General features: G+C 57.2%; 25 protein-coding genes. 16 read left to right on the top strand and 9 right to left on the bottom strand.

Annotated features, from left to right (window positions below; genetic code table 11):
* Positions 1–28: 28 nt before the first annotated feature.
* The 9 genes from cyoE to FIL88_RS09165 all read left to right on the top strand — a co-directional run bounded on the left by cyoE (position 29) and on the right by FIL88_RS09165 (position 7,993).
* On the top strand, positions 29–973 hold the full coding sequence (gene cyoE / locus FIL88_RS09200; protein ID WP_142853565.1) for a heme o synthase: 945 nt from the start codon (positions 29–31) through the stop codon (positions 971–973).
* Complete coding sequence (locus FIL88_RS16675; RefSeq protein WP_185960895.1) at positions 973–1,134, top strand: hypothetical protein; 162 nt, start codon at positions 973–975, stop codon at positions 1,132–1,134. The genes cyoE and FIL88_RS16675 overlap by 1 nt, the downstream gene beginning before the upstream one ends.
* Positions 1,131–1,706, top strand: a complete 576-nt coding sequence (locus tag FIL88_RS09195) for a cytochrome c oxidase assembly protein (RefSeq protein ID WP_142853564.1) — start codon at positions 1,131–1,133, stop codon at positions 1,704–1,706. The genes FIL88_RS16675 and FIL88_RS09195 overlap by 4 nt, the downstream gene beginning before the upstream one ends.
* A 27-nt stretch (positions 1,707–1,733) precedes the next feature.
* A complete protein-coding gene (locus FIL88_RS09190; protein WP_142853563.1) occupies positions 1,734–2,534 on the top strand; it encodes a cytochrome c oxidase subunit 3 in 801 nt (266 codons plus the stop codon).
* Positions 2,535–2,609: 75 nt separating this feature from the next.
* On the top strand, positions 2,610–3,278 hold the full coding sequence (locus tag FIL88_RS09185) for an SURF1 family protein (RefSeq protein WP_142853562.1): 669 nt from the start codon (positions 2,610–2,612) through the stop codon (positions 3,276–3,278).
* Positions 3,279–3,292: 14 nt separating this feature from the next.
* The gene (gene thrC / locus FIL88_RS09180; protein ID WP_142853561.1) at positions 3,293–4,690 is read left to right on the top strand and encodes a threonine synthase; all 1,398 of its coding nucleotides are present in this window, start codon (positions 3,293–3,295) and stop codon (positions 4,688–4,690) included.
* A complete protein-coding gene (locus FIL88_RS09175) occupies positions 4,687–5,949 on the top strand; it encodes a M16 family metallopeptidase (RefSeq protein WP_142853560.1) in 1,263 nt (420 codons plus the stop codon). The genes thrC and FIL88_RS09175 overlap by 4 nt, the downstream gene beginning before the upstream one ends.
* Positions 5,949–6,533: a GNAT family N-acetyltransferase gene (locus tag FIL88_RS09170; RefSeq protein WP_142853559.1), complete on the top strand. Its 585-nt coding sequence runs from the start codon at positions 5,949–5,951 to the stop codon at positions 6,531–6,533. The genes FIL88_RS09175 and FIL88_RS09170 overlap by 1 nt, the downstream gene beginning before the upstream one ends.
* A 41-nt stretch (positions 6,534–6,574) precedes the next feature.
* The gene (locus FIL88_RS09165; protein WP_407642363.1) at positions 6,575–7,993 is read left to right on the top strand and encodes an FAD-binding oxidoreductase; all 1,419 of its coding nucleotides are present in this window, start codon (positions 6,575–6,577) and stop codon (positions 7,991–7,993) included.
* A 217-nt stretch (positions 7,994–8,210) separates the two neighbouring features.
* On the opposite strand, the gene FIL88_RS09160 is transcribed toward FIL88_RS09165, so the two are convergent.
* The 3 genes from FIL88_RS09160 to FIL88_RS09150 are packed head-to-tail and all read right to left on the bottom strand — an operon-like array spanning position 8,211 to position 10,632.
* Positions 8,211–8,741, bottom strand: a complete 531-nt coding sequence (locus tag FIL88_RS09160) for an adenine phosphoribosyltransferase (protein WP_142853557.1) — start codon at positions 8,739–8,741, stop codon at positions 8,211–8,213.
* On the bottom strand, positions 8,738–9,766 hold the full coding sequence (locus tag FIL88_RS09155) for a DUF418 domain-containing protein (RefSeq protein ID WP_246066673.1): 1,029 nt from the start codon (positions 9,764–9,766) through the stop codon (positions 8,738–8,740). The genes FIL88_RS09160 and FIL88_RS09155 overlap by 4 nt, the downstream gene beginning before the upstream one ends.
* Complete coding sequence (locus FIL88_RS09150; RefSeq protein WP_142853555.1) at positions 9,763–10,632, bottom strand: S-methyl-5'-thioadenosine phosphorylase; 870 nt, start codon at positions 10,630–10,632, stop codon at positions 9,763–9,765. The genes FIL88_RS09155 and FIL88_RS09150 overlap by 4 nt, the downstream gene beginning before the upstream one ends.
* Before the next feature lie 157 nt (positions 10,633–10,789).
* On the opposite strand from FIL88_RS09150, the gene FIL88_RS09145 reads away from it, so the two are divergent.
* On the top strand, positions 10,790–12,448 hold the full coding sequence (locus tag FIL88_RS09145) for a SulP family inorganic anion transporter (protein WP_142853554.1): 1,659 nt from the start codon (positions 10,790–10,792) through the stop codon (positions 12,446–12,448).
* 311 nt (positions 12,449–12,759) lie between these two features.
* Here FIL88_RS09145 and FIL88_RS09140 read toward each other — a convergent pair whose 3' ends face one another.
* A complete protein-coding gene (locus FIL88_RS09140; protein WP_142853553.1) occupies positions 12,760–13,365 on the bottom strand; it encodes a flavin reductase family protein in 606 nt (201 codons plus the stop codon).
* Between the two features lie 170 nt (positions 13,366–13,535).
* Here FIL88_RS09140 and FIL88_RS09135 point away from each other — a divergent pair, with 170 nt between their 5' ends.
* Entirely contained in the window at positions 13,536–14,036 is a 501-nt protein-coding gene (locus FIL88_RS09135) for a GNAT family N-acetyltransferase (RefSeq protein WP_142853552.1), read from the top strand.
* 21 nt (positions 14,037–14,057) lie between these two features.
* On the opposite strand, the gene FIL88_RS09130 is transcribed toward FIL88_RS09135, so the two are convergent.
* The gene (locus FIL88_RS09130) at positions 14,058–14,426 is read right to left on the bottom strand and encodes a hypothetical protein (protein WP_142853551.1); all 369 of its coding nucleotides are present in this window, start codon (positions 14,424–14,426) and stop codon (positions 14,058–14,060) included.
* Positions 14,427–14,618: 192 nt separating this feature from the next.
* Positions 14,619–16,865 carry a phosphoenolpyruvate--protein phosphotransferase gene (ptsP, locus tag FIL88_RS09125; protein WP_142853550.1) on the bottom strand — a complete coding sequence of 749 codons (2,247 nt, stop codon included), beginning with the start codon at positions 16,863–16,865 and terminating at the stop codon, positions 14,619–14,621.
* A gap of 361 nt (positions 16,866–17,226) precedes the next feature.
* On the opposite strand from ptsP, the gene cysK reads away from it, so the two are divergent.
* Positions 17,227–18,294, top strand: a complete 1,068-nt coding sequence (gene cysK / locus FIL88_RS09120) for a cysteine synthase A (RefSeq protein ID WP_142853549.1) — start codon at positions 17,227–17,229, stop codon at positions 18,292–18,294.
* A gap of 92 nt (positions 18,295–18,386) precedes the next feature.
* Here cysK and FIL88_RS09115 read toward each other — a convergent pair whose 3' ends face one another.
* On the bottom strand, positions 18,387–18,941 hold the full coding sequence (locus FIL88_RS09115) for a hypothetical protein (protein ID WP_142853548.1): 555 nt from the start codon (positions 18,939–18,941) through the stop codon (positions 18,387–18,389).
* A gap of 204 nt (positions 18,942–19,145) precedes the next feature.
* Here FIL88_RS09115 and FIL88_RS09110 point away from each other — a divergent pair, with 204 nt between their 5' ends.
* Positions 19,146–20,054, top strand: coding sequence for a DMT family transporter (locus FIL88_RS09110; protein ID WP_142853547.1), 909 nt, complete (start codon positions 19,146–19,148; stop codon positions 20,052–20,054).
* A 103-nt stretch (positions 20,055–20,157) separates the two neighbouring features.
* On the opposite strand, the gene FIL88_RS09105 is transcribed toward FIL88_RS09110, so the two are convergent.
* Complete coding sequence (locus tag FIL88_RS09105) at positions 20,158–20,841, bottom strand: acyl-homoserine-lactone synthase (RefSeq protein WP_142853546.1); 684 nt, start codon at positions 20,839–20,841, stop codon at positions 20,158–20,160.
* A gap of 149 nt (positions 20,842–20,990) precedes the next feature.
* Between FIL88_RS09105 and FIL88_RS09100 the strand changes: the two genes are divergently transcribed.
* Positions 20,991–21,659, top strand: a complete 669-nt coding sequence (locus FIL88_RS09100; RefSeq protein WP_142853545.1) for a helix-turn-helix transcriptional regulator — start codon at positions 20,991–20,993, stop codon at positions 21,657–21,659.
* 119 nt (positions 21,660–21,778) lie between these two features.
* On the opposite strand, the gene FIL88_RS09095 is transcribed toward FIL88_RS09100, so the two are convergent.
* On the bottom strand, positions 21,779–22,474 hold the full coding sequence (locus FIL88_RS09095) for an NAD(P)H-binding protein (protein WP_142853544.1): 696 nt from the start codon (positions 22,472–22,474) through the stop codon (positions 21,779–21,781).
* A 95-nt stretch (positions 22,475–22,569) separates the two neighbouring features.
* On the opposite strand from FIL88_RS09095, the gene FIL88_RS09090 reads away from it, so the two are divergent.
* Both FIL88_RS09090 and phnF read left to right on the top strand, forming a co-directional pair.
* Entirely contained in the window at positions 22,570–23,223 is a 654-nt protein-coding gene (locus FIL88_RS09090; protein ID WP_142853543.1) for a TetR/AcrR family transcriptional regulator, read from the top strand.
* Positions 23,224–23,551: 328 nt separating this feature from the next.
* Positions 23,552–24,268 (top strand): phosphonate metabolism transcriptional regulator PhnF, encoded by a 717-nt coding sequence (phnF, locus tag FIL88_RS09085; RefSeq protein ID WP_142853542.1) that lies wholly within the window; start codon positions 23,552–23,554, stop codon positions 24,266–24,268.
* The last annotated feature ends 4 nt before the right edge of the window (positions 24,269–24,272 follow it).

The raw sequence follows: 24,272 nt of genomic DNA, 5'->3' as shown, positions 1-24,272 counted from the left end.
GAAGATCCAGCCAAAGCGCCATACCACTATGACTGACGCCAGCATCCAAACCACCAAAACCGAAACCGGCGAGGCCGGATTCGGAGACTATTTCGCGCTTCTGAAGCCGCGCGTGATGTCCTTGGTTGTGTTCACGGCATTCGTGGGCCTGTTGGTGGCACCGGGTAGTGTGAACCCGATTGTGGCTTTGGCCTCGATCCTGTTTATCGCTGTTGGTGGTGGTGCATCTGGTGCGCTGAACATGTGGTGGGATGCTGATATCGATCGCAAGATGAAGCGTACGCTGACCCGTCCGATTCCGTCGGGAAAAGTAGAAGAAGGCGAAGCTTTTGCCATCGGCATGACCTTGTCTGTTATGTCCGTCGTTATGTTGGGACTGGCGGCGAACCTGATGGCTGCTGCCCTTCTGGCCTTCACCATCTTCTTCTATGTCGTGATCTATACGATGTGGCTGAAACGCTGGACCCCGCAGAACATCGTGATCGGCGGTGCGGCAGGTGCGTTCCCTCCGATGATCGGTTGGGCCGTGGCGACGGGTGGGATCTCGATCGAAAGCGTTTTGATGTTTGCTTTGACCTTTGCGTGGACGCCGCCCCACTTTTGGGCGCTGGCGCTGTTCACCAAGGGTGACTATGCCAATGCTGGTGTACCCATGCTGACCGTGACCCACGGACGCAAAGCAACCCGTGCCCATATCCTTGGCTATACATTCGCATTGGCCGCTGTCGCCATCGCGCTGGGCCTGACCTCGGTCGGCGGACCCACCTATATGGTGATCGCGCTGGTGCTGAACGCGATGTTCATCAAAGGAGCGTGGGATGTGTTCCGCCGCACGGATGACGACAGCGAAGCCGACACGCACAAGGCCGAACGCGGCCTGTTCAAACTGTCGCTGGCATATCTGTTCCTTCATTATGGCGCGTTGCTGATCGAAGCCTCGCTGAAACCCATTGGGCTGGGGGGCTGGGGCTGATGGCGATTAAGGCAGAACATGAAATGCACAAGCGCCGTCTGTCCCGTAACATCGGTCTGGGCCTAGTGTTGGTCGGATTTGTGGCCCTTGTCTACGGACTGACTGTGGCCAAGGTCAGCGAACTGTATCAGCCCGAAGCAACGTCAGAGGCCAGCCAATGAGCTTGTCGAGACCTCAGAAAACCGCGGCAAAGGCCGTTGGGGTGGTCCTTCTGATGGGATCGCTTAGCTGGGCCTCGGTTCCGTTCTATGATTGGTTCTGCCGTGTCACCGGCTTCGGCGGTGTCACAGGCGTCGCCGAGAAAGCCTCCGACGTCGTTCTGGATCGCAAAGTTCTGGTACGCTTTGATGCCTCGAAAGAACGCGGCATGCCGTGGGATTTCAAACCCGTACAACACGAGATGGAAATCCGTCTGGGTGAAACTGGACTGGCCTTCTACGAGGCCTATAACCCGACCGACCGCCCCGTTGCCGGCACCGCCAGCTACAATGTTGCCCCCTTCTCAGCGGGTGGGTTTTTTACCAAGATCGACTGCTTCTGCTTTGAACAGCAGGTACTGCAACCCGGAGAACGCGTGACCATGCCGGTCACCTTCTACGTGGACCCCGAAATGATCGAGGACGATGAAGGCAAATACGTGAACGCGATCACGTTGTCCTATACGTTCCACGAAACCGAATTGCCCGAAGAGGTCGCATCACTTGATGCACCGCAGACGGCTGTGCAAAACTGACGCCAGAAGAACAGGGACTAGACGCTTATGGCACATGCAAAGAACCACGATTTTCACATTCTGCCGCCTTCGGTAAACCCGTTCTTGGGTGCCGTGGCTGGATTCGTCATGCTGTTTGGCGCTGTTAAATGGATGGCCGAAGGTAATCCATGGCTGTTCTTCATCGGCTTGGCTGGCGTGCTTTACGTCATGTTCGCTTGGTGGTCAGATATCGTGCATGAGGGCCAAACCGGCGACCACACTTCGGTCGTGAAAATCGGCCTGCGTTATGGTGTGATCCTGTTCATTATGTCCGAGGTCATGTTCTTCGTCGCATGGTTCTGGAGCTTCTTTAAGCACGCCATGTACCCAATGACCGAAGGCTCGCCCGCGATTGACGGCGTTTGGCCGCCCGTTGGGATCGAGACGTTTGACCCATGGCATCTGCCGCTGATCAACACGCTGATCCTGCTTTTGTCCGGGTGTGCGGTAACTTGGGCGCACCACGCGATCGCGCATGAAAACAACCGCAAAGACCTTGTTTGGGGTCTGACCTTGGCTGTGATCCTGGGTGTGATCTTCACCATCTTCCAAGCTTACGAATACAGCCACGCTGCCTTTGACTTCGCTGGAAACATCTATGGCGTGAACTTCTTCATGGCCACGGGTTTCCACGGCTTCCACGTGATCGTCGGCACGATCTTCCTGTTTGTCTGCCTGATGCGCGCGATGAAGGGTCACTTCACCCCGGAAAGCCATGTCGGCTTTGAAGCCGCCGCTTGGTACTGGCACTTCGTCGACGTTGTGTGGCTGTTCCTGTTCGCTGCTGTTTACATCTGGGGCGGTTGAACCCGACCTGAAAATAGTCCTAATCAAAGGCGCGAGGGGAAACTCTCGCGCCTTTCTCTGTTTTGGAAGCTTGTCATGCGCAATGTCATCGCAATCATTCTCAGCCTCGCTGTTCTGGCGCTGTTTATCGGGCTGGGCACATGGCAGTTGCAGCGCATGAAATGGAAAGAGGGCCTGATCGCCGAGATTGATGCCCGCATCGCTGCGGATCCCGTATCGTTGCCCGAGAACCCAGACCCGATCCGCGACAAGTATCTTCCTGTCGAGCTTGCTGGAGAGATGACAAGCCAAACGCTGCGCGTGCTGGTCAGCACCAAACAGGCTGGGGCAGGATATCGTTTGATCTCGGCACTTCAGACTGATCAGGGGGCGGTCTTGATTGATCGCGGCTTTATTCGTGTGGGGCAGGGCCTGCCGTTGCCAAACGGCAATCGGGTCACTGTGGTCGGCAATCTGCATTGGCCGGATGAACGGGATCGCGCGACGCCGGAAAACGATGTTGCCGACAATACGTGGTTTGCGCGGGATATTGACCAAATGGCTCAGGTGCTGGGTACGAAACCCGTTCTGGTGGTCGCGCGCCAGATGGCCCCACCCGAGCGTGGTGTTCAGCCGTTGCCCGTCACGTCAGAGAGCATTCCAAACCGCCATCTTGAATATGTTGGCACCTGGTTTTTGCTGGCCCTAACATGGTCGGTGATGACACTTACCTTGCTTTGGCGTAAGAAACGCCGAAACACCTGAAGGACTCACTTCCGATGCGCTATATCTCGACCCGCGGCGACGCACCTGTTCTCAGCTTCGAAGATGCTATGCTGACCGGCCTTGCCCGTGACGGCGGCCTCTATGTGCCCGAGACCGTGCCAACCATGTCGACTGACGACATTGCCGCGCTGGCGGGCCTGTCTTACGAGGAAATCGCCTTTCGTGTGATGCGTCCTTTCGTGGGCGACACCTTCACCGATGAAGAGTTCCAACAGATCATCGCCAAGGCCTATGCTGGTTTCGGCCACGACGCCCGTGCACCCTTGGTGCAGCTGGGCCCGAACCACTTCCTGTTAGAGCTCTTCCACGGCCCGACGTTGGCCTTCAAAGACTTCGCAATGCAGTTGATCGGCCAGCTGTTCCAAGTGGCGCTCAGCCGTCGCGGTGAAAAGGTGACCATCGTTGGTGCGACCTCGGGCGATACTGGATCGGCCGCCATCGAAGCTTTCAAAGGTCTGGACGCGGTCGACCTGTTCATCCTGTTCCCGCATGGCCGTGTGTCCGAAGTGCAGCGCCGCCAAATGACGACGCCGTCCGAGGCCAACGTCCACGCGCTGGCCGTCGATGGCGACTTTGACGATTGCCAAGCACGCCTGAAGGACATGTTCAACGATTTCGACTTCCGCGATGGCGTGAAGCTGGCGGGCGTGAACTCGATCAACTGGGCGCGTGTGCTGGCGCAGGTGGTATATTATTTCTCGTCCGCCGTGTCGCTGGGTGCCCCGCATCGCAAGGTCAGCTTCACCGTGCCGACCGGCAATTTCGGCGATATCTTCGCGGGCTATATCGCCAAGAAAATGGGCTTGCCCATCGACCAGCTGGTGATCGCCACCAACCAAAACGATATCTTGCACCGCACGATGGAAACGGGTGCCTATACAAAGGCGGGCGTCACGCCGTCCATCAGCCCGTCGATGGACATTCAGGTGTCTTCGAATTTCGAACGTGCGCTGTTTGACGCTTATGGCCGCGACGGTGCTGCCGTGGCCGGACAGATGGACGACCTGAAAGACGGCGGGTTCTCGATCAGCCAAGGCGCGATGGAATTTCTGGGGGAACAGTTTACGTCGGGCCGCGCTTCGGAAGACGAAACCATGGCGCAGATCAAGACCAGCTTTGCCACGACCGGCGAAGTTCTCTGCCCGCATTCGGCTGTTGGTGTGAAAGTTGCAAACGAACACTTGGGCAACAGCCCGATGATCACGCTTGCCACCGCGCATCCTGCCAAGTTCCCCGCCGCCGTCAAAGATGCTTGCGGAGAAGACGCGCCCCTGCCGCCGCGCATGGCCGACCTGTTTGACCGTGACGAGCGTGTGACCCGCGTTGCCAATGATCTGGACGCGCTGAAAACGCTGATCCTGGAACGCACCGGAAAGGCCACCCCTGCATGAGCGTGCGTCTGGACCGTCTTTCCAACGGCGTGCGCGTCGTCACAGAACACATGCCGGGGCTGGAAAGCGCCTCACTCGGGGTGTGGGTCATGGCGGGTGGTCGCCATGAAACGCCTGCCCAAAACGGCATTGCGCATTTCCTGGAACACATGGCCTTCAAGGGCACCCAAAAGCGCAACGCGCTTGAGATTGCCGAGGCGATCGAAGACGTCGGCGGCTATATCAACGCCTATACCTCGCGCGAGGTGACGGCCTATTACGTGCGTGTGCTGAAAGATGACGTGGCGCTGGGGCTGGATGTGATTTCCGACATCGTTCTGAACCCCGTTTTCGACCCGAGCGAGATCGAGATTGAGCGTGGCGTGATCCTGCAGGAAATTGGACAGGCGCTGGACACGCCCGACGACGTGGTCTTTGACTGGTTGCAAGAAGCGGCCTTCCCGGATCAGCCCATCGGGCGGACCATCCTTGGCCCATCCGAGCGCGTGAAGTCTTTTGGCCGCGATGATCTGTCGGGCTTTGTGTCTCAGCATTACGGCCCCGATCAGTTGATCTTGTCGGCCGCTGGCGCGGTCGATCATGACGCGGTTCTGCGCCTTGCCGAAGCTGCCTTTGGCGGGCTGGCGCCACGACCTGTGTTGCTGCCTGACACGGCACGCTGGACCTCGGGGTCGCGGGTCGAGGTGAATGATACTCTGGAACAAGTGCATTTCACCCTTGGTTTCGAGGCCCCCTCCTATCGCGACGACGGCTTCTATGCGGGGCAGCTGTTCAGCTCGGCCTTGGGCGGGGGCATGTCTTCGCGCCTGTTCCAGGAAGTGCGTGAAAAGCGTGGGCTGTGCTATTCGATCTTCTCGCAGCTGGGATCCTATGACGATACCGGCATGTTAACCGTCTATGCGGGCACATCGGGTGATGACATTTCGGCTCTGTCGGGTCTGTGCATTGACGAGCTGAAACGGGCTGCGAGCGACATGTCAGATCGCGAATTGGAGCGTGCCCGAACGCAAATGAAAGCAGGGCTTTTGATGGGGCTGGAAAGCCCGTCGGCCCGTGCTGAACGTATGGCGCGACTGGTGGGGATCTGGGGCGACGTGCCAACTTTGGCCGATACGGTCGCCAAGATTGACGCCGTGAGCCTGCAAGATATGCGCGATTTCGGCACGTCCTTGTCTGACAGCGCCATGGCGATGGCGGTGTATGGCCCAGCAGCCAAAGCCGAAACGCTGGAGGCACTGATGGAACGGCGCGCAGCTTGATGTTTGTGCGGCCCAAGAAAGTTCGGATCGAAACCGAACGTATGACTTTGCGCCCGCCCATGCATGGCGATTATCGCGCATGGGCCGCCCTTCGGGTTGCCAGCCGAGATTTCCTGACCCCGTGGGAACCGACCTGGGCCGCAGATCACCTGACGCGGAAAAGTTTCACAAATCGCGTCTATTGGGCAAATCGATCTGTTGCAGGCGGCACTGCACTTCCACTTTTCATGTTTCGCCGGCAGGACGGCGTCTTGTTGGGGGCGTTGACGTTAGACAATATTCGTCGCGGACCATCGCAGGCCGGAACCACTGGGTATTGGGTGGGTGAACGCTTTGCGCGGCAGGGCTATATGCGCGAAGGGCTTGAAGCTTTGGTCCATTATGCTTTCAACGAGCTTGATCTGTCACGGCTTGAAGCGGGGTGCCTGCCCGAGAACGCAGCCTCGCGTGGGGTGTTGGAAAAAGTAGGCTATAAATACGAAGGCGTGGCGCAAAGTTACCTTCAGATCCACGGACGCTGGCGCAACCACGTTCTCTATGCCAACCTGCGCTCAGACAGGCGTGGCCGGACACAGGCAGGTTAGGGCGACCGTGTGTGGTGCATGGCCTTCACCCAAATGCAAGGATCAAGGGTGTGAATGAAGCAAATGAAGCATTTGAGGCGCAGCTGCGCGCGGTGTTGCCAGATGCGACCTTCCGGCCTCTGACGCCTGCCTATCTGGAAGAGCCACGTGGGCAGTTCTGTGGGAATGGCGGCCTATTACTCGCGCCTAAAACGGCAAGCGACGTCTCGGTAATCTTGCGGGCGTGTCATGGGGCGCGTGTCCCGGTCGTCCCTTATGGCGGAGGCACGGGGTTGGTCGGCGGGCAAGTGATGAAAGATGCGCGCCCGGTGATCCTAAGCCTTGAACGCATGACCGACATCCGGGCCACTCACCCGACTGAAAACGTGCTGGTCGCAGAAGCAGGCGCTATTCTGGCAGATGTGCACAGTGCTGCTGAAAATGTCGACCGCCTGTTCCCCTTGTCTTTGGCCTCCGAAGGCTCTTGTCGCATTGGTGGCTGCCTATCGACCAATGCAGGCGGCGTGAACGTACTGCGCTATGGTAATGCGCGCGACCTGTGTCTAGGGATCGAGGCCGTTTTACCCGACGGTTCGATCCATCACGGGCTGAGGCGCTTGCGAAAGGACAATACAGGCTATGATCTGCGCGGGCTTTTGTGCGGGGCTGAGGGTACTTTGGGCGTAATCACCGCCGCCAGCCTGCGTTTGTTTCCGCGCCCTGCAAAAACTGGAACAGCATTTCTTAGCGTGCGCGATCCGGCCGCCGCCTTGGATCTTCTGGCTATGACGCAGGCGCAGCTTGGGCAAGGGGTCAGCGCGTTCGAGCTGATCAAAGGGACCGGGCTGGACTTCTTGGCCGAGGCGAAGTTGGGCGGGTCACCGCCGCTTACCCCGCACCCGGATTGGTCCGTTCTGATTGACCTTGGCTTGGGCCCGTCAGATGGACCGGAAGCTGCCCTGCTGACGCTATTCGAAGCTGCTCTTGCGGATGGGCTTGTCTCGGACGGGGTCATTGCACAATCCTCTGGACAACGCGCAGCGCTTTGGAAACTGCGCGAGGAAATCCCATTAGCGAACAGAGCCGTAGGGGCCATCAGTTCACATGATATTTCGCTGCCGCTGTCGTCTATCCCAGACTTTTTAACACGCACGGATCAGGCGCTTGCAGCCATTGGTGCATTCCGCGTGAATGCATTCGGCCATCTGGGTGACGGCAACCTCCACTACAATGTCTTCCCCCCCTCGGGCGAGGGTAAGGAAACCTATCGTCACCAGCGCGATGCGATACGCAGTACCGTCTATGATCTGGTGGCAGAGTATGGCGGGTCGTTTAGCGCCGAACATGGCGTGGGGCGTTTGAAAACCGCAGAGCTTATGCGCTATGGCGATCCAGCCCGTCTTTCCGCCATGCGCGCGATCAAACAGGCGCTTGATCCCAATGGAATCATGAATCCCGGCGTGATCTTTCCTGCGGACTAGCTGTGCGATTTCTTTTTCTTGTCTCAAATATCCTGGGGTGAATGCGCTTGGCGCAGAGGGGCAAAGCCCCTTCAGGCTCACAAAGTGAGCCCTCGAAAGCACAAGAAAACGCCCCGCCGGGGTGAGGCAGGGCGTTGCACGTTATCCATGTGCACAAGCAGCGCCCGAACTCCAACCGGGCAGGAATATCCTTAGTGTCCATTGGTTAATGGAGCGTTCACAGCCCTTCGAATTCGCACAAAACGTCGACGCCCATGCCAAGGCCTTCCAGTTTTTTGCGTCCGCCCAGCTCCGGCAGGTCCACGATGAAGGAACAGCCTACAATCTCGCCGCCCAAGCGTTCGATCAGTTTGATCCCCGCCTCGGCCGTGCCGCCTGTTGCCAGCAGATCATCGACCAGCAGTACCTTCTCGCCGGGTTGGATGGCGTCGTCATGCACCTCCATCACGGCCTCTCCATATTCCAACGTATAGGATTCAGACAGCGTTGCGCCGGGCAGCTTGCCCTTCTTGCGGATGGGAACAAAGCCCAGCGTCAGCTGGTGCGCAATTGCACCGCCCAGAATAAAGCCGCGCGCCTCAAGCCCGACAACTTTGTCGATTTGCATCCCGGCATAGGGGTGCAGCATCTGGTCCACGGCCATGCGAAACCCGCGCGGATCGGCGAACAGGGTGGTCACATCGCGAAACAGGATCCCTTCATGCGGGAAGTCCACGATCGTGCGGATATAGTCTTTGACAGATTTCATGTTTTTCCCTCGGTGATCAGGCGCATCATGGCCTCAAGCGGCCCGCGTTTGAACTTATGCGACCACAGCCAACTGAACAACGCGGCAAATGCACAATATGCGATCGAGATCCAGAAAATCTGCATGGGCTTCAGCGAACCATCCAGCAGGCCAAAGGCCTCGAGTGTGCCCATCCCGATCAGGATATGCGCGACATAATGGGTCAGGGTTTGGCGGCCTGAGACAATCATGGCGTCACACAGGCGACGGATCAGGGGGAGGGGCAACAAAATCGGTGTAGCAATAAGCACGGCTCCCAGCATGGCGGTGGCGGTGGCACCGCCTGCCAACATGTACAGGGGCCCCGCAGGGATCGGTTCAGTTGTCATCAATACGCCAATCTCGGGGTCACCGATCAGGGCCGCGCTGGCGACATGTGCCGCGGCAGCCACCAGCCCACCCGCCAAGACCATCGCGATCTGGACCGTCCAGCGGCCAAGCGCTTGGCGCCCCAGCCACATGCCCCACAGCAGAAATGCCGCCCACGGAAAAACGGGGTGCCACCCATTGAAGAATGAATGTCGCAGAAAGCCTTCGATCGTCCAGAAGTTGGCATAGCTGAGCGTATTCCAGTTCCAGCCCCGGTCGAAGTCCAACACCAACTGTGCCACGAAGCCGATCAGGACGAACCCAGCAGTCCCCAGCAACAGCGTGTTGTTTGATCTGCGCATGAACCCCATCGCGACGATAAAGTAGAGAGCATAGAAATGCAGAATGTCGGCCTCGAAAATCAGCATGTTCAACATGCCGATGACAAACAGAAAAAGCGCGCGCCGCAGGGTGAGGTGCCATGCGCCTTTACCAAGGCTTGCTCCGACGCCTGCCAATACGACAAACAAAGCCGCTGCACGGCCTTCCAAAGCGTCGGTGATCTGCGATCCGACATCCGGTCCGGCGCTGACCTCGGATGCGAGCCGGAAATTCACCAAGACCATCCCGACAAAGGCCAGATAGCGGGCGATGTCTATCCCGTTCAGACGGCTCACAACACCCGCCCCGCAATAGCATCCAGTTTGGCCAAAAGGTTCGGAGCGCGTTTTTCTGGTGCAGTCATGATGGCCATATCCAGCGCGCGATCGCATCCATGGGGGCAGGGCGTGCGGTCGACGCCAAGCTGTGCAGGCAGCCCTGCCACCATGCGTTTGGCCTTGTCGCCATTGCCTGTCAGCGTCGCAATCACCTGCGCCACGTCCACCTCGTCATGGTCGGGGTGCCAGCAATCAAAATCTGTCACCATCGCGACCGAGGCATAGCAAAGCTCGGCCTCGCGGGCGAGCTTTGCCTCGGGCATGTTGGTCATGCCGATCACATGTGCGCCCCATTGGTCGCGATACATCCGGCTTTCGGCAAGGGTCGAAAATTGCGGCCCCTCCATTGCCAAATATGTCCCGCCTTCGTGGACCGTGACACCAGCTTTGCGCGCGGCATTTGCGCAGGCCGTCGACAGGCGCGGACAGGTCGGATGGGCAAAGCCCACATGTGCCACGCAGCCTGATCCAAAGAAGCTTTTCTTCCTCGCAACCGTCCGGTCAATGAACTGATCCACAATGACAAAATCACCCGGAGCCATCTCTTCCCTGAAAGACCCACAGGCCGAGACGCTGATTACATCGGTGACGCCCAATCGCTTGAGGGCATCAATATTGGCACGATACGGGACGTCCGAGGGGCTGTGAACATGGCCGCGCCCGTGGCGTGGAAGAAAGGACATCGTGACGCCGCCCAACCGGCCGATCAGGATCTGGTCTGATGGCATGCCCCACGGGCTGTCGACATCAACCCATTTCGCATCTTCAAGCCCCTCCATTTGATAGATGCCCGACCCGCCAATGATCCCGATATGTGTGTCCATTCCTGCCTCCTGCTAAGTCTTGGCCGCAGCCTATCGCGCACGTTGCTGCCACGCCATGCATTACTTGCAAGACCGTATGCAATCTGAGGCATTGCCCGACAGGCCCGAAGCCGTTAGACAGCCCCATCGCGAACAATTCCCCAAATGAGGTGACCCCGTGGCCCGAGCCCTGCTGGCAAGTTTTGCCAATCGAATCGAACGCCCTGATCTGCGCTTGTCGCCGAACGATGAACTGACGCCATCACGGATCAAGATCGAACTTCTGTCAGGCTTGACCGTGGCGCTGGCACTTGTGCCCGAAGCCGTGGCCTTTGCCTTCGTGGCAGGGGTGCACCCGTTGGTGGGCCTTTATGCTGCGTTCATGGTTGGCCTGATTACGGCCATCATCGGCGGACGTCCGGGTATGATCTCGGGTGCGACGGGCGCTTTGGCCGTGGTCATGGTGGCTCTGGTTGCGCAACATGGTGTCGAATATCTGTTCGCAACCGTTGTTCTGATGGGGCTATTGCAAATCTTTGCCGGTGTTATGCATTGGGGCAAGTTCATCCGACTTGTGCCGCACCCCGTAATGCTGGGCTTTGTGAACGGCCTGGCTATTGTGATTTTCCTAGCGCAAATGACGCAGTTCAAAGTGCCGGGAACGGTCGAGGCCGCTGGGCATGGCGCTGCCGGCGGCGAATGGCTTACAGGTATGCCGCTTTATATGATGTTGGGCCTTGTTGGTCTGACCATGTTGATCATCTGGGGGCTTCCAAAAATCACGTCGATTATCCCAGCTCCTTTGGCCGGGATTGGTGTCGTTGCGGGGCTTGTAATTGCCTTTGGGATCGACGTGCCGACCGTGGGGGATATGGCTTCGATCAAAGGTGGCCTACCCAGCTTCCACAATCCATTTGGCACGGGCGAGGGGCTGTACGGCACTGCCTTGGCGCCATTCACACTTGAAACACTTTGGATCATTCTGCCCTACGCAGTCATCTTGGCTGCGATCGGCCTGATTGAAAGCCTGCTGACCCTGAACCTTGTGGGCGAGATGACTGGGCAGCGCGGTGGTGCGTCGCAAGAATGTATCGCTCAGGGAACCTCGAACGTGATTACCGGCTTCTTCGGCGGCATGGGCGGTTGTGCCATGATTGGTCAGTCGATGATCAACGTTCGCTCGGGTGGCCGTACCCGTATCGCGGGGATCGCCGCGGCAGTGTTCCTGTTGCTGTTCATCGTTGCCGCCTCAAGCTGGATCGAGATGATCCCATTGGCGGCTCTTGTCGGTGTCATGTTCATGGTGGTGATCGGCACCTTCGCCTGGAACTCGTTGAAGATCCTGCGCCGTGTGCCCCGTACCGACGCCTTCGTCATTTTGCTTGTGACCGCTGTAACCGTCTATGAGGACTTGGCCGTAGCGGTTGTCGTCGGGGTGATCGTGTCGGCGCTGGCCTATGCCTGGAACGCTGCGGCCCGCATCCACGCCGTCACGCGCGAAGAAGACGGAGCAAAAGTCTATGACGTGGAAGGCCCGCTGTTCTTTGGGTCCGCAGAAGGGTTTATCGAACTGTTTGACGTCAAGAATGATCCTGATCTTGTGGTGATCGAATTTGCTCGGTCGCGGGTTGTCGACCAATCCGCTTTGCAAGCGATTGAAGCTGTGGCTTCGAAATATGAAGCGTCGGATAAGAAGGTGCAATTGCGTCACCTTAGCCGAGATTGCCATGATCTGTTGAATAAAGCAGGCCACCTGATGGTCGACAGCGATGACGACCCCGACTACGAGGTCGCGGTGGACTATTCCGTTCGCACAGGCATTCTGGGCGGGCACTGATCTGACTGATACGTCAAGAAGACAGGGCGCCTTCGGGCGCCCTTTTCGCATTCGGTCCACTCCCGCGCCCTAGCGACCTGCCGGTCGACAGGCTTGGGGGAGGCCCGAGGCATGGCCTCGGGCGGTTTCACCCTATTGGTGGCCATTCAGAGAACACCTGCAACATCCCCGACCTACTGCTCCTTGGGGTGCTCAGAGCCGCGTCAGGGCTCTCCACCTCTTCGCACTTTCAGGTCACAAATATCCCGGGGTGAGCCCGGAACGGGCGAGGGGCAGCGCCCCTTAATATTGCCCCGTTTCAGTGTCGGGCGCTATTCGCCGGGCCGTTTCAATTCGAACCGGTCTTGTACCACGCAATAGTCTCGATAACCCAACCGTGCCAAAGGCCGTGCGCGGGTAATGTCGAACACTCCATCCACAAGGCAATCGTCGCGCAGATGGATGCCCGTAACTTGTCCAAAACAGACATGGTTCGCCTCGCCCGGAAGCTGGGTGATCTGCGTTAGCTTGCATTCCAATGCAGCAGGCGCGGCGGTTAAGCGTGGGGCGTTAATGGTGTCACATTCCACCCATTCCAGCCCGGCTTTCTCGATTTCGTTGACGTCACGCGCATAGCCACTGGCGCTGATGTTCATCGCATCCGTTAGGTCTTCTGACACCATATGCACGCAGAAAACGCCGGTTTGTCGGATATTGTCGAGGGAATCTTTCCCAAGCCCTCGATCCTCTTTGCCTGAGGTCGTTGCGAACATCACTTGTGGTGGTTCATACGCCACGCCGTTGAAAAAGGAATATGGAGCAAGGTTTGCGTGTCCGTCGGCATCTCGTGTTGTGATCCACGCTATCGGGCGTGGTACGATCAGTGCGTTGAACGGATTGTGCGGTAATCCATGTCCATTTTCGGGCCGATAGAACATCATGATCCCCTTCCGTTTGTCGTATGTCACGCTATACAAGACCAACAAGGCGCATGATGTCATAGGCTTATGATCTGTTCACAGGCCTAATACATTTCCCGGCAGACGGCCACGTCAAAAGGTCGCGAGCCAATGCGGGCAGCGATGCGAGACGAAGAAGGGGCAGATAGCTGTATCATCTGGAACAGGAAACCCAAGATGACTGGTGGGAGGTCGAGGCGCTTTATGACCTGTGCTTTGCACCGGGTCGCGAGGCGCTATCCTCTTATCGTTTACGGGACGATGTTCCGCCCATTCCCGAGCTGTCTATGGTTGCACGGGATGCTGATGGGGTTTTGGCTGGGGCCATCCGGTATTGGCCCGTTTCAATTGTTGGAGATCAGACGCATGCGGCACTTCTGCTTGGACCAATAGCGGTGCACCCGACACGGCAGGGAGAGGGGCTGGGCGGCCTACTGATCCGCCAAAGCCTTGGGGTGGCAGCTCAATTTGGCTGGGAGCGCGTGGTGTTGGTTGGAGACGCGCCATATTATCAGCGCTTTGGTTTTACCCAGTTGGATGGAGTGGTTATGCCGCCGCCGACCAATCCTGATCGAGTTCTAGCCTTTAGCCAAGGAAACGGCGCATGGCGCGGCGTTGCCGGAAAGGTCCGACGGTACGATGGAGCCTAGGCCGCACCGCACCAGCCCTGTTTAGAAATCCGGCTGATCACGGCGGACTGAAGTGAATACACACACCGCAGCGGGCTTCGCTTGTGCGCCGATGGTTTGTCGTGCCATACGCTCAAGCCGTTCTTGCCAGTAAGGGGCGCGGCGGTTAATCGACAGTGGATGCCAAACATGTGTGGTGCGATCGACCCTCGATTTGCTCGACGGCCATTGGCGCGAAGGTGTTGGTCGCTGCGGCGATGCAAGTACCAGAACGCCCAATCCAATCACAGCAAGTGCACCGAAAAGCACGTACGCAGCAAAGGCGGGGAATACACCCAGACCTAGCGAGAATGCGGCGGTGGCACCGATGGTGCCAGTGAATACGCCGGTAAAAAGAACACGAAACAGCATGGGCCTCTCCTTTTCCGGGTCGGACCAGATACTGCGTCCAGCACCGACACCCGGTATGATATTCCATTATGCGAACCGATTGAGGTGCCGGATGAGATGACCGATCCCCAATGTCCGCAGTGCCGTTCTGTTATTGTTCCAATAGTCTGAAGATTCGCCTAACGCTGCGATCAGAGTCAAAAATATTTGCTCTTAGGCTGCGTTCGCAATTAGCCACGCTTTGACTGTTGGGCGCACGGATTGCTCTCCTGACAGACGTGCTTCGTCGATCACGTCGCGCAGATCTTCAAGATTGGTACGTCTTATCAAGCTTTTAACAGGTCCGATCGAGGCAGGCCGCATCGACAAGTGCCGCATGCCTAGGGCGGCAAAACAGACCGCTTCCAGAGGACGACCCGCATCTTCGCCACAAAAGCTTAAGGGCGTACGCGCGGCGTCGCACCGCGTCACAATTTCTTCGATCAGGTTCAGGAATGAGACATTCAGCGTGTCATACCGCCGACGCACGCGTTCGTTTTCGCGATCCGCTGCATAGAAAAACTGCTTCAGATCATTGCCCCCGATCGAGATGAAATCGGCCATCTCAAAGAACTGTTGCGGGGCAAACACCATCGAGGGTGTCTCGAGCATCGCGCCGATCTCGACTTTGTCGGGCAGGATATGCCCAAGCGTGCGTTCACGCTCGATCTCGGCCAGCAGCATTTCACGCGCGTCGCGGAATTCATCCAGCTGCGCGATGAAAGGGAACATCACGGTCAGGCAGCGCCCAGCCGCGGCGCGGATCAGCGCCTGCAATTGCATTCGCATGACGCCCGGTTTGTCCAGCCCAACCCGGATCGCACGCCACCCCAAGGCAGGGTTCGGTTCGTCCAGAGGGTTCATATAGGGAAGCACCTTGTCAGACCCAATATCGAGCGTGCGGAACGTCACCCGTTTGCCTTTTGCTGCATCCATCACGCGGGCATAGGTCGCAGCCAGATCGCCGCGGCGTGGAATACGGTCTACGGTCAGAAACTGAAGCTCTGTGCGGAATAGCCCCACGCCAGAAGCGCCCGAGCTTTCCAACGATGGCAGATCCGCCATCAGGCCCGCATTCATATGCAATTTGACCTCGGTGCCGCATTTTCCCATCGCCGGCTTGTCGCGCAAGCTGCGATAGCGTTCCTGTTGCTTTGCTTCCATCGCCATCTTGTCACGAAACGCGGTGATGATCGTGTCCTCGGGGCGCAGATGCACCACGCCCGCTTCGCCATCGACAAGAATGTGATCGCCGTTCAAGGCCTCGGTCGCGATATGGCCTGCCTGAATGATCAGCGGGATCGCAAACGCGCGTGCGACGATTGCCGCATGGCTTGCGACCGAGCCCTCTTCCAGCACGATCCCTTTCAAGCCACGTCCATATTCCAGCAGTTCACCCGGCCCGATGTTGGTGGCAATCAGGATAGGGTTCTCGGGCATCTCGGCGCCGGTATCCTTGCCTTGCCCGGTCAGAATGCGCAGCAGGCGGTTGGACAGGTCATCCAGATCATGCAACCGTTCGCGCAGATAGGCGTCAGGCACCTGGCTCATTCGTGCACGCGCCGCGGATTGCTCTTTCTCGACCGCGGCTTCCGCCGACAAACCCCGCGCAATGTCATCGGACATACGACGCATCCAGCCTTTGGAATTGGCGAACATCCGATAGGCTTCCAGTACCTGCATCTGCTCTTTGTCTGTCGTACGCGAGTTTTCGAGCATCTCGTCCACGGACACGCGCAACGTATCAACGGCATCGACAAGGCGCGTCAGTTCCACATCCGGGTCATCTGCCACCGGGTTGGTGACCACCACGCGCGGTTCATGCAGCCACACCCGGCCCTCGGCCGCGCCTTCCTGACCGATCCCGCCCTTGAAGGTTGCGGGCCTCTGATGCAACGCACCCATCGCTTCGCCTTCACCAACGAAGGCACCCAGTTCGGTCATTTCCGCCAGAACCATAGCGACAACTTCGATGCCGTAAATTTCGTCAGCCGAGAAGGCGCGAGAATCCTTCGACTGAGTAACCAGGACGCCCAGCTTTTCACCAAGGCGTTGGATCGGTACGCCCACAAAGCTGGAATAAATCTCTTCTCCGGTTTCTGGCATATAGCGGAACCCGCGTTCCGATGGCGCGTCTGCGGTGTTCACCACACGGCCCGAACGCGCCACGCGCCCCACCAGGCCTTCCCCCACACGCAAGCGCGTCTGGTGCACAGCTTCTGCCTTCAACCCTTCCGTCGCACACAGCTCCAGCGTTTCGGAATCCCGAAACAGATAGATCGAGCACACTTCGACCCCAAGGCTTTCAGCAATCAAGGATGTGATGCGGTCCAGCCGCTCTTGCCCTTCCGACGCTGCCGCAAGGGTCTCGCGTAGGCTGACCAAAAGCTTTCGACTGTCGCTTGTCTGGCTTTCTGCCATCTTCACCAATCCCTGTTTGCCACGGCTTCTTGGCAGTCTCGGATGTCGAGGCTCGAGCCGTTTGATCAAGCCATACATTAGCGGCTCGCTGCCACCTATGCCAGAAACACGTGACGTCGGCATCAGCAAAATCCCGCGCGTTATGACGCATCCGGCGAACCGCCCGATATTTCCACATACCGACGATCCTTTGTGCAGAACAGAAATACGCCACACGCACAGAATATGGGACGATGCGTCAAGGACATATCGCGATGCGTGAATTTCAGTCTTTTTCCCTAACGTGGGTTTTGCATGGGCGGGATCAGGGCCTAAGTTCTTCCCAACACAAAGGATCCGCATATTGCGAAAGGACATCATCATGGCACCCCGACAGACCAATGGGCGCGGCACGCGCTATGACAGCATTCTGGATACGGTGGGCGACACGCCTGTCATCCGCATCAACCGCATCGCGCCCGAAGGCGTGAACATGTTCGTCAAGATGGAGGCGTTCAACCCCGCGGGTTCCGTAAAGGATCGCCTTGCGCTGAACATCATCGAAGCTGCCGAAGCCTCGGGTGCGCTGAAGCCCGGCCAAACAGTGGTCGAGGCCACGTCCGGCAACACCGGCATCGGCCTCGCCATGGTTTGCGCGGCCAAGGGCTATCCGCTGGTCGTGACGATGGCCGAAAGCTTTTCGGTCGAGCGGCGCAAGCTGATGCGCTTCCTTGGCGCTAAGGTCGTTCTGACGCCGAAAGAGTTGAAGGGCTTTGGCATGTATTCCAAGGCCAAAGAACTGGCCGACGAGAACGGTTGGTTCCTTGCCAGCCAGTTTGAAACCGACGCCAACGCTGACATCCATGAAAACACCACGGCGCGCGAGATCCTTGCCGATTTCGACGGCGAGCGTCTGGATTATCTGGTCACCGGTTATGGCACCGGCGGCACCGTGACTGGCATCGGACGTGTTCTGAAGAAAGAACGCCCGGACACCAAGATCATCCTGACCGAACCGGCCAACGCGGCGCTGGTCGCCTCGGGCTATGTGAACACCCGCAACGAAGATCACCAGCCGACCGAAGGCCACCCGGATTTCAACCCGCACCCCATTCAGGGCTGGACCCCGGACTTCATCCCCCATGTGCTGCAGGAGGCGCTGGACAACGGGCTTTACGACGAACTGACATCGGTCCCCGGCCCGGAAGGTATCAAATGGTCCCAACGTCTGGCCGCCGAGGAAGGCATCTTCGTCGGCATCTCGGCCGGTGCAACCTTCGCCACCGCGATCGAGACCGCGAAAAATGCGCCTGAAGGCGCCAACATCCTCGTCATGCTGCCCGACACCGGCGAGCGCTACCTGTCCACACCGCTGTTTGAAGGCGTCGAAGATGTGATGAGCGACGAGGAGCTCGAAATCTCGCGCTCGACGCCTTACGGGCAGATGTAGGCGCGATGCGATAAACGAAGAACAGCCCGCCGGATTGGCGGGCTGTTTTTGCTTGTGTCGGGGACACCTTTGCAACTTGTTTGCCTCACGATTTATACCTTCGCCGCTAGTTCAGAGTACGTACGAACCCATTTTTCAGAGCGAGCTATTCTGGACAGCCGTTCGCTCAAATACTGTTCTATCGGAAGGTCGATCACTATTGCTTCGAGGGTGCTCTTTTCGACTTCCACAATCGAACCAGACTTCTGTTGCAGCATGTGAAACTCCTTACCCTCGTACCTGTATCCCCCGATCAGCAATGCTTCATGGCGTATGCACAATGCCCGATAGTTTATGTTTTCGTCCAGAAGAGAGAACGGCATGAAGATTTTTGTGACTGGCACTGCTGACAGATGAAGGCCGTAGAGGCTGAAATCCCCGCGAAAGAGTTTAACTCCGTTTATACTATTCAATACCTGCGCGTAGGGATGGTCGTCGATTTCAAGGCCGTGGATAGCAACGGGTGCAAACGGTGCGCAATCAATTGGGGCGAACACGGAATGCGTGTGGCGTAGCTTCGGGTCATCGATCTCGGTGCCCCAAAATTGATCACCATCATCATTAACTAGATGTCCAAGTTTATTCCAACCTTTTAGGATAGTTAGCATACATTCCAACTTCGGGTTTCCCTCTAAATACCTGTCCGGCTATCGTTAATCTCTCAGGCGGATCGAATGCACCAGAGAATAGTATTCAATCATTGGTGGGGGAAGAGGTTATCAGAGCGGGTTCCACCGAAACCACAAGAAACGGATTGGCCGTCGCGGCAAATCCCGACATCCCTATGGGGCACCACTAAAGGACACCGCCAAATGACCCAACCCTCCCTCCAAATGGACCGTACCGCATGGATCATGCTGATCGCTCTGGCCGCCGTTTGGGGCGGGTCGTTTTTCTTTGCCGAGGTCGCGCTGGGCGAGGTGCCGCCACTGACCATTACGCTGCACCGCGTGTTTTGGACCATTCCCATTCTTGCGGTGATCGTCGCGATGAAGCGCATCCCGATCCCGCGCACCCCCCGTATCTGGCTGGGCTATCTGGGTATGGGTGTGTTGAACAATGCGATCCCATTTTCGCTAATTTTCTGGGGGCAGACCCAGATTGAAAGCGGGTTGGCCTCGATCCTGAATGGCACCACGGCCATGTTCGGCGCAGTTGTTGCCGGGGTGCTGCTGGCCGACGAACCCCTGACCGCGCGCAAAATCACGGGTGCCCTTCTGGGCCTGATCGGTGTCGGCGTCATCATGGGGCCCGAGGCCATGTCGGGCTTCAACCCCGCCAATCTGGCGCAGCTGGCGATCCTCGGCGCCGCTCTGTCCTATGCCTTTGCCAGTGTTTGGGGGCGCGTCATGCTGGCCGGGCAACCGCCACTTATGAATGCGCTGGGCATGGTCACGGCCAGCACGTTGATTATGGCGCCTGTTGTCTGGATGGTCGACGGAGCGCCATCTCTGAGCCTGTCCGTGACCACATGGGGAGCCCTCTTGGGCCTCGCAGCCCTCTCGACCGCGCTGGCATATGTGCTCTACTTCGCCATCCTAGTAAGGGCAGGAGCCGCAAACCTGATGTTGGTCACCCTTTTGATCCCGCCGTTCGCCATCGGCCTTGGCGCACTTTTCTTGGGTGAACGCATCGGTTCCGAGGCTTGGGTTGGATTTGCGGTCATCGCGGTTGGGTTTGCGGTAAATGATGGGCGGATTCTTCGGTTTTTCAGACCGTGATCTGGGCTGCGCCCGCTCGCGGCCAAGGACAGTTGCGCAGAACGGTGTTTTTGGACGTTTTGGTGTCTGTTGAATTTCCTGCACCAGAGATGATGCGCCCTTCCTAGGCCGTCAGCTGCGCGGGATAGTCGCCATCTTCGGCAATCACCTCGGTCGAGAAGACAACAAAACGACCATCTCTATTCCCGGCTATTTTTCCCATGGGTACCGGATTATACCCCATTGAACGGGCCATTTTCATGAATGCAGGTGGTCCCAGAAACATGCAGCGTTTTGCGTTTCGCGAGGCGAGAAATGTGTTAGAGGCTCGGAGGACTTCTTTACCTACGCCGATCGAGCCATTGGTCACCAGACGGGTAAGCTCCCATGTGTCCGCGCAACAGACTGGAACATTGTCACAAAGCTCGGACGGAAGGCCATCCAATAACCCGCGCTGGGCATCCCTAATCATATAGGTAAAGCGACCAGGAAGTGGGTGTTGCCCGCCGCGGTCGGTTCTCAGCAAACGAGCGCCACCGACAACATTCATCGTTTTCCGCTCGTAAGCGAGTACATAGCATGTGTCGTGCTGGTCATACTGATCAAGGTCATTCTGTGCGGAAAGCCAGACGCGCCACTTCTTCTGAACAGTAAAGACATCTTGCCTAAGCTTTAGGTACTGGTGGAAAAGTTCATACCCTTGGGATTCTCGGACATTCACGCCAACTAGGTTCAACGGAATCTGGACAACGGTGCTGCAGATTTCACCGGAACCGCTAACGCCGATATTGCGCACATCTGTTGTCATTCTATTTCCTCAAATTCGTTAGGTGTTGAATTTAGGGGCGACTTAGGTGTTGTCTAGAAATGAATTCTACCTATGGGGATATTCTGACCTGAGGTCAGGAATTTGAGTGCTGCTGCTGACCTCTGGTCAGAGTTTGGATAAGAGAAGCTATGCAGATTGATGAACGCGCATTAAGTCCCGACCCAGAAATTCGAAAACGTGATCATTTGATATCGGTCGCATTTGATGAAATCAGGCCCGAGATTGAAGACCTCGCACCGTCCGGTTTCAGTTTGCTCGTGAATGTTTCACTCCGGGGGTATGAGCACTTCGAATGTACGTATCCGATAAGTTGGCAGCAGGAATACGAAGCGAAAAGATACTTCGTGCTCGACCCGATCTTGTTGTGGGCGTTGTTTAAGACAGGGGATTACCGTTGGTCTGGTGTGCCAATTCCGGATTTCCGCCGGTTCATGCGGAAGGCCGCTGAGCACGGCTTGAAATATGGCGCTTGTTTTTGCCGGTCCTCAGGGCATCATCATTCACTCATCAGCGTGTCCCGAGCAGATCGGGAGTACACAGAAATGGAAATGCTTCGGATATCCGAGATTGCGACCGAATTGTTCATGAAGCTGTCCCGAGGTGACTTGTTTACGAATGCGGAACTTCAAGTCCTTCAGTGTCTGGCTCATGATCTAAATGTAAAAGAGTCTGCTGCCAAAATCGGGGTTTCTGAATCAGCGGTGAAAGAGCGCTTGTCAACATGTCGGAAGAAGCTGGGGTGCAGAACAAACTATCATTTGGTCGCACTTGCGATGAAAAAGAACCTGATAAGTTAACGTTTTTTGACGTTGTTGCCCGGTCTTCAAGTCACCCCACAGACAAGGATGTGATGATTGAAGGCGCAGATGCCAAGGGCGGCCCCCAGGCATCTACATTTGTTTGAATGTGGCAGCGGTTAGTGTGCCAGGGCCAGCGCGCTTTCCGTTTCGGCCCCGCAGATCGCCGGTGCCTTCCCGATAAGGGCGTCGTTTGTCAGTGCTTCAATCATGAACAGTGCAAAGTCGATTCGCCGGGTTTTGTTCGAGGCCAATATCGGATCCTGCACGTGCTCGGACCAGACCGGCACCCCCTGGCTTTCACCTTCTTCAAGGTCCGATCCGCGGACAACGGTCCAGTTGGTGTTGGATTTAAAGATCAGGTCGCAGGCCAACACTTGGTCGTCGATCTCGACAAAGCGAAGCCAGCGCGTCAGCTTCGTTGCCAACATAAGAAGAGCACGAAACGTCCAAGAATACTGGTCCTTGCCATCCATCGTGATGTGCCAACCGCAAGAGAAAATCAGCCGGGCATCGGGTTCGGCGAAATCCATGACGGCCTGCGCGGTGCCCGAGGAGTATTGCTGCACGCCCCATGGGGCCAGAACGGTCAGCACACCTACACACCCGTTCACGGCGCGTTCGATTACGCCACGATCATTGGTCTTTCCGGGGAATAATGTGATGCGATCCCCATGTTCGGCCATGATGGCATCCAGTTTACCTACGCTCTTTTCCCGGCACACGCCATTCACGTGATAGCCGCGCTCAAGCGCGTGTTTCAGCATATATTGTCCCAGTTTCCCCGAGATCCCGACGATACAGATACGTTTCATTTCCTTGATCCTTTACTTACACTGTAAGTTAACTTGAGGCTTGATATAGACTTACGCTGTAAGTAAATCAAGAGAGGAACGATAAAGAGGCGCAAGTGGTTAAGAAATCGGGAAAAGCATCGAAACTGACACGAGAGGCGATCCTGTCTGCCGCCGTGAAACTGGCAGACGAAGCCGGGGCCGATTCGCTGTCCATGCGCAAGCTTGCCAGCGCCCTCGGCGTCGAAGCGATGTCGCTTTACAATCACTTCTCGAACAAAGACGCGCTGTTGATGGGCATGGTCGATTGGGCCGTCGGGCAAATCCCGCTGCCCAATCCGGACGGTCCATGGCAAGACGAACTCCGCGCCCGCGCCCACAACGCCCGCGCCGTATTCCGGCGTCACCCCTGGACGATCCAACTGATGTTGTCGCTGCCGAACATGGGCTCCAACGGACTGACCTATGTCGAGGCAACGCTGGCGGTAATGACCAATGCCGGGTTCGCGCTGATCGACGCCGACCACGCCTGGAACCTGATGGACAGCCACATCTACGGCTTTACCCTGCAGGAGCTAAACTTCCCCTTCGCGCCCGAAGAATACGCCGAGGTCACCCAAGCCCACCTCCACCTGATCCCCGCCGAGACCTATCCCAACCTGCGCGCCATGGCCGAGAAAGTCGCCGCGCGCGAATATGACGGATTGCATAACTTTGAGCAGGGGGTGGAGCTGATTATTGCGGGGCTTGAAGGTGGGCAAGATCAATAGAAGCGGCGATCCAGTTAGCCTTTATACCTTGAACTTACGGCAACGGTTGGAATGCATTGTTGCAAAAATGATAATGTCATCAGGCGGATATGTTCTGTCTGTATGATGCGATGTGACCACAAACCCAACGCAGATGTGTCGCGCAGCTGCCGCTCGAGATTGCCCATCATCACTTGTCTGGATCGAAGTTATGTCTACGCAAATTCAGGTTTGATCAGCAGTGGCTTGACCATAAAACACGTCTCCACATAGTTTTTTCATTCTGTTGTCATTCTAGTGTTACTGAGCATTCCTACGAACAATTCATCCGAATGAATTGCTTGGTAAGATGGTTAGAGAAAAATGGCGACTGGTCAAAAACCAGCTGAAACAAGATATCGAGGCGGGCGTTTTCAAACCCGGAGATCGGCTGCCGACAGAGCCAGAGCTGGCCGCGCAGTTTTCTGCTGGTCGCCACTCTGTCCGACGGGCTGTTCTGGAGCTTTCGAAAGAGGGTTCGCTCAGTGTCGAGCAAGGGCGGGGGACTTTTGTTGAAGCCGCGCCGTTACTTGAATACGCCATTGGGTCCCGCACACGTTTGCGCAGGAATCTGGAAGCGCAGGGCGTTGATATTTCAGGCGAACTTCTTTCTGCGACGCAAGTAAAATCCAGCGAAAAAGTGGCGCATGCGCTTGGGCTTGTTCCTGGAGCTCTGGTCATTGAGAGCCGCAGGATCACCTATGCAGATGGTGTTCCTATTGCCTTCGGCGCTTCGTATCACAGTGCGGAACGCTTCCCTGATTTTGCTGCGCGCCGGGATGTGTTGGGTTCAACTACGCAGGCCTATGAAACCTATGGCATCCGCGATTATGTGCGTGCGGAAACGACGCTGCACAGCCGACTGGCTCGGCCAGATGAGGCCAAACTTCTAAAGCAACATGCTGATAGCCCTGTGGTGGTGATCAGTGCGTTGGACGAACTGCTGGATGGGACACCACTGAGCTATAAAAAGGTGATCTGGTCTGCCCTCCGCGTGAAATTCTCAATGTCAAAGGACGGGATATAGCGCC

It is taken from the genome of Aliiroseovarius halocynthiae (genome assembly GCF_007004645.1).
Taxonomy (GTDB): Bacteria; Pseudomonadota; Alphaproteobacteria; order Rhodobacterales; family Rhodobacteraceae; genus Aliiroseovarius; species Aliiroseovarius halocynthiae.
This window is presented reverse-complemented; position numbering and strand designations above follow the sequence as displayed.

What these genes read in the sequence shown, in the direction of transcription:
- cyoE (WP_142853565.1), top strand. Translation starts at nt 29, where the DNA reads ATGACTGACGCCAGCATCCAAACCACCAAAACCGAAACCGGCGAGGCC.
- FIL88_RS16675 (WP_185960895.1), top strand. Translation starts at nt 973, where the DNA reads ATGGCGATTAAGGCAGAACATGAAATGCACAAGCGCCGTCTGTCCCGT.
- FIL88_RS09195 (WP_142853564.1), top strand. Translation starts at nt 1,131, where the DNA reads ATGAGCTTGTCGAGACCTCAGAAAACCGCGGCAAAGGCCGTTGGGGTG.
- FIL88_RS09190 (WP_142853563.1), top strand. Translation starts at nt 1,734, where the DNA reads ATGGCACATGCAAAGAACCACGATTTTCACATTCTGCCGCCTTCGGTA.
- FIL88_RS09185 (WP_142853562.1), top strand. Translation starts at nt 2,610, where the DNA reads ATGCGCAATGTCATCGCAATCATTCTCAGCCTCGCTGTTCTGGCGCTG.
- thrC (WP_142853561.1), top strand. Translation starts at nt 3,293, where the DNA reads ATGCGCTATATCTCGACCCGCGGCGACGCACCTGTTCTCAGCTTCGAA.
- FIL88_RS09175 (WP_142853560.1), top strand. Translation starts at nt 4,687, where the DNA reads ATGAGCGTGCGTCTGGACCGTCTTTCCAACGGCGTGCGCGTCGTCACA.
- FIL88_RS09170 (WP_142853559.1), top strand. Translation starts at nt 5,949, where the DNA reads ATGTTTGTGCGGCCCAAGAAAGTTCGGATCGAAACCGAACGTATGACT.
- FIL88_RS09160 (WP_142853557.1), bottom strand. Translation starts at nt 8,741, where the DNA reads ATGAAATCTGTCAAAGACTATATCCGCACGATCGTGGACTTCCCGCAT.
- FIL88_RS09150 (WP_142853555.1), bottom strand. Translation starts at nt 10,632, where the DNA reads ATGGACACACATATCGGGATCATTGGCGGGTCGGGCATCTATCAAATG.
- FIL88_RS09140 (WP_142853553.1), bottom strand. Translation starts at nt 13,365, where the DNA reads ATGTTCTATCGGCCCGAAAATGGACATGGATTACCGCACAATCCGTTC.
- FIL88_RS09130 (WP_142853551.1), bottom strand. Translation starts at nt 14,426, where the DNA reads ATGCTGTTTCGTGTTCTTTTTACCGGCGTATTCACTGGCACCATCGGT.
- ptsP (WP_142853550.1), bottom strand. Translation starts at nt 16,865, where the DNA reads ATGGCAGAAAGCCAGACAAGCGACAGTCGAAAGCTTTTGGTCAGCCTA.
- cysK (WP_142853549.1), top strand. Translation starts at nt 17,227, where the DNA reads ATGGCACCCCGACAGACCAATGGGCGCGGCACGCGCTATGACAGCATT.
- FIL88_RS09115 (WP_142853548.1), bottom strand. Translation starts at nt 18,941, where the DNA reads ATGCTAACTATCCTAAAAGGTTGGAATAAACTTGGACATCTAGTTAAT.
- FIL88_RS09110 (WP_142853547.1), top strand. Translation starts at nt 19,146, where the DNA reads ATGACCCAACCCTCCCTCCAAATGGACCGTACCGCATGGATCATGCTG.
- FIL88_RS09105 (WP_142853546.1), bottom strand. Translation starts at nt 20,841, where the DNA reads ATGACAACAGATGTGCGCAATATCGGCGTTAGCGGTTCCGGTGAAATC.
- FIL88_RS09100 (WP_142853545.1), top strand. Translation starts at nt 20,991, where the DNA reads ATGCAGATTGATGAACGCGCATTAAGTCCCGACCCAGAAATTCGAAAA.
- FIL88_RS09095 (WP_142853544.1), bottom strand. Translation starts at nt 22,474, where the DNA reads ATGAAACGTATCTGTATCGTCGGGATCTCGGGGAAACTGGGACAATAT.
- phnF (WP_142853542.1), top strand. Translation starts at nt 23,552, where the DNA reads ATGGTTAGAGAAAAATGGCGACTGGTCAAAAACCAGCTGAAACAAGAT.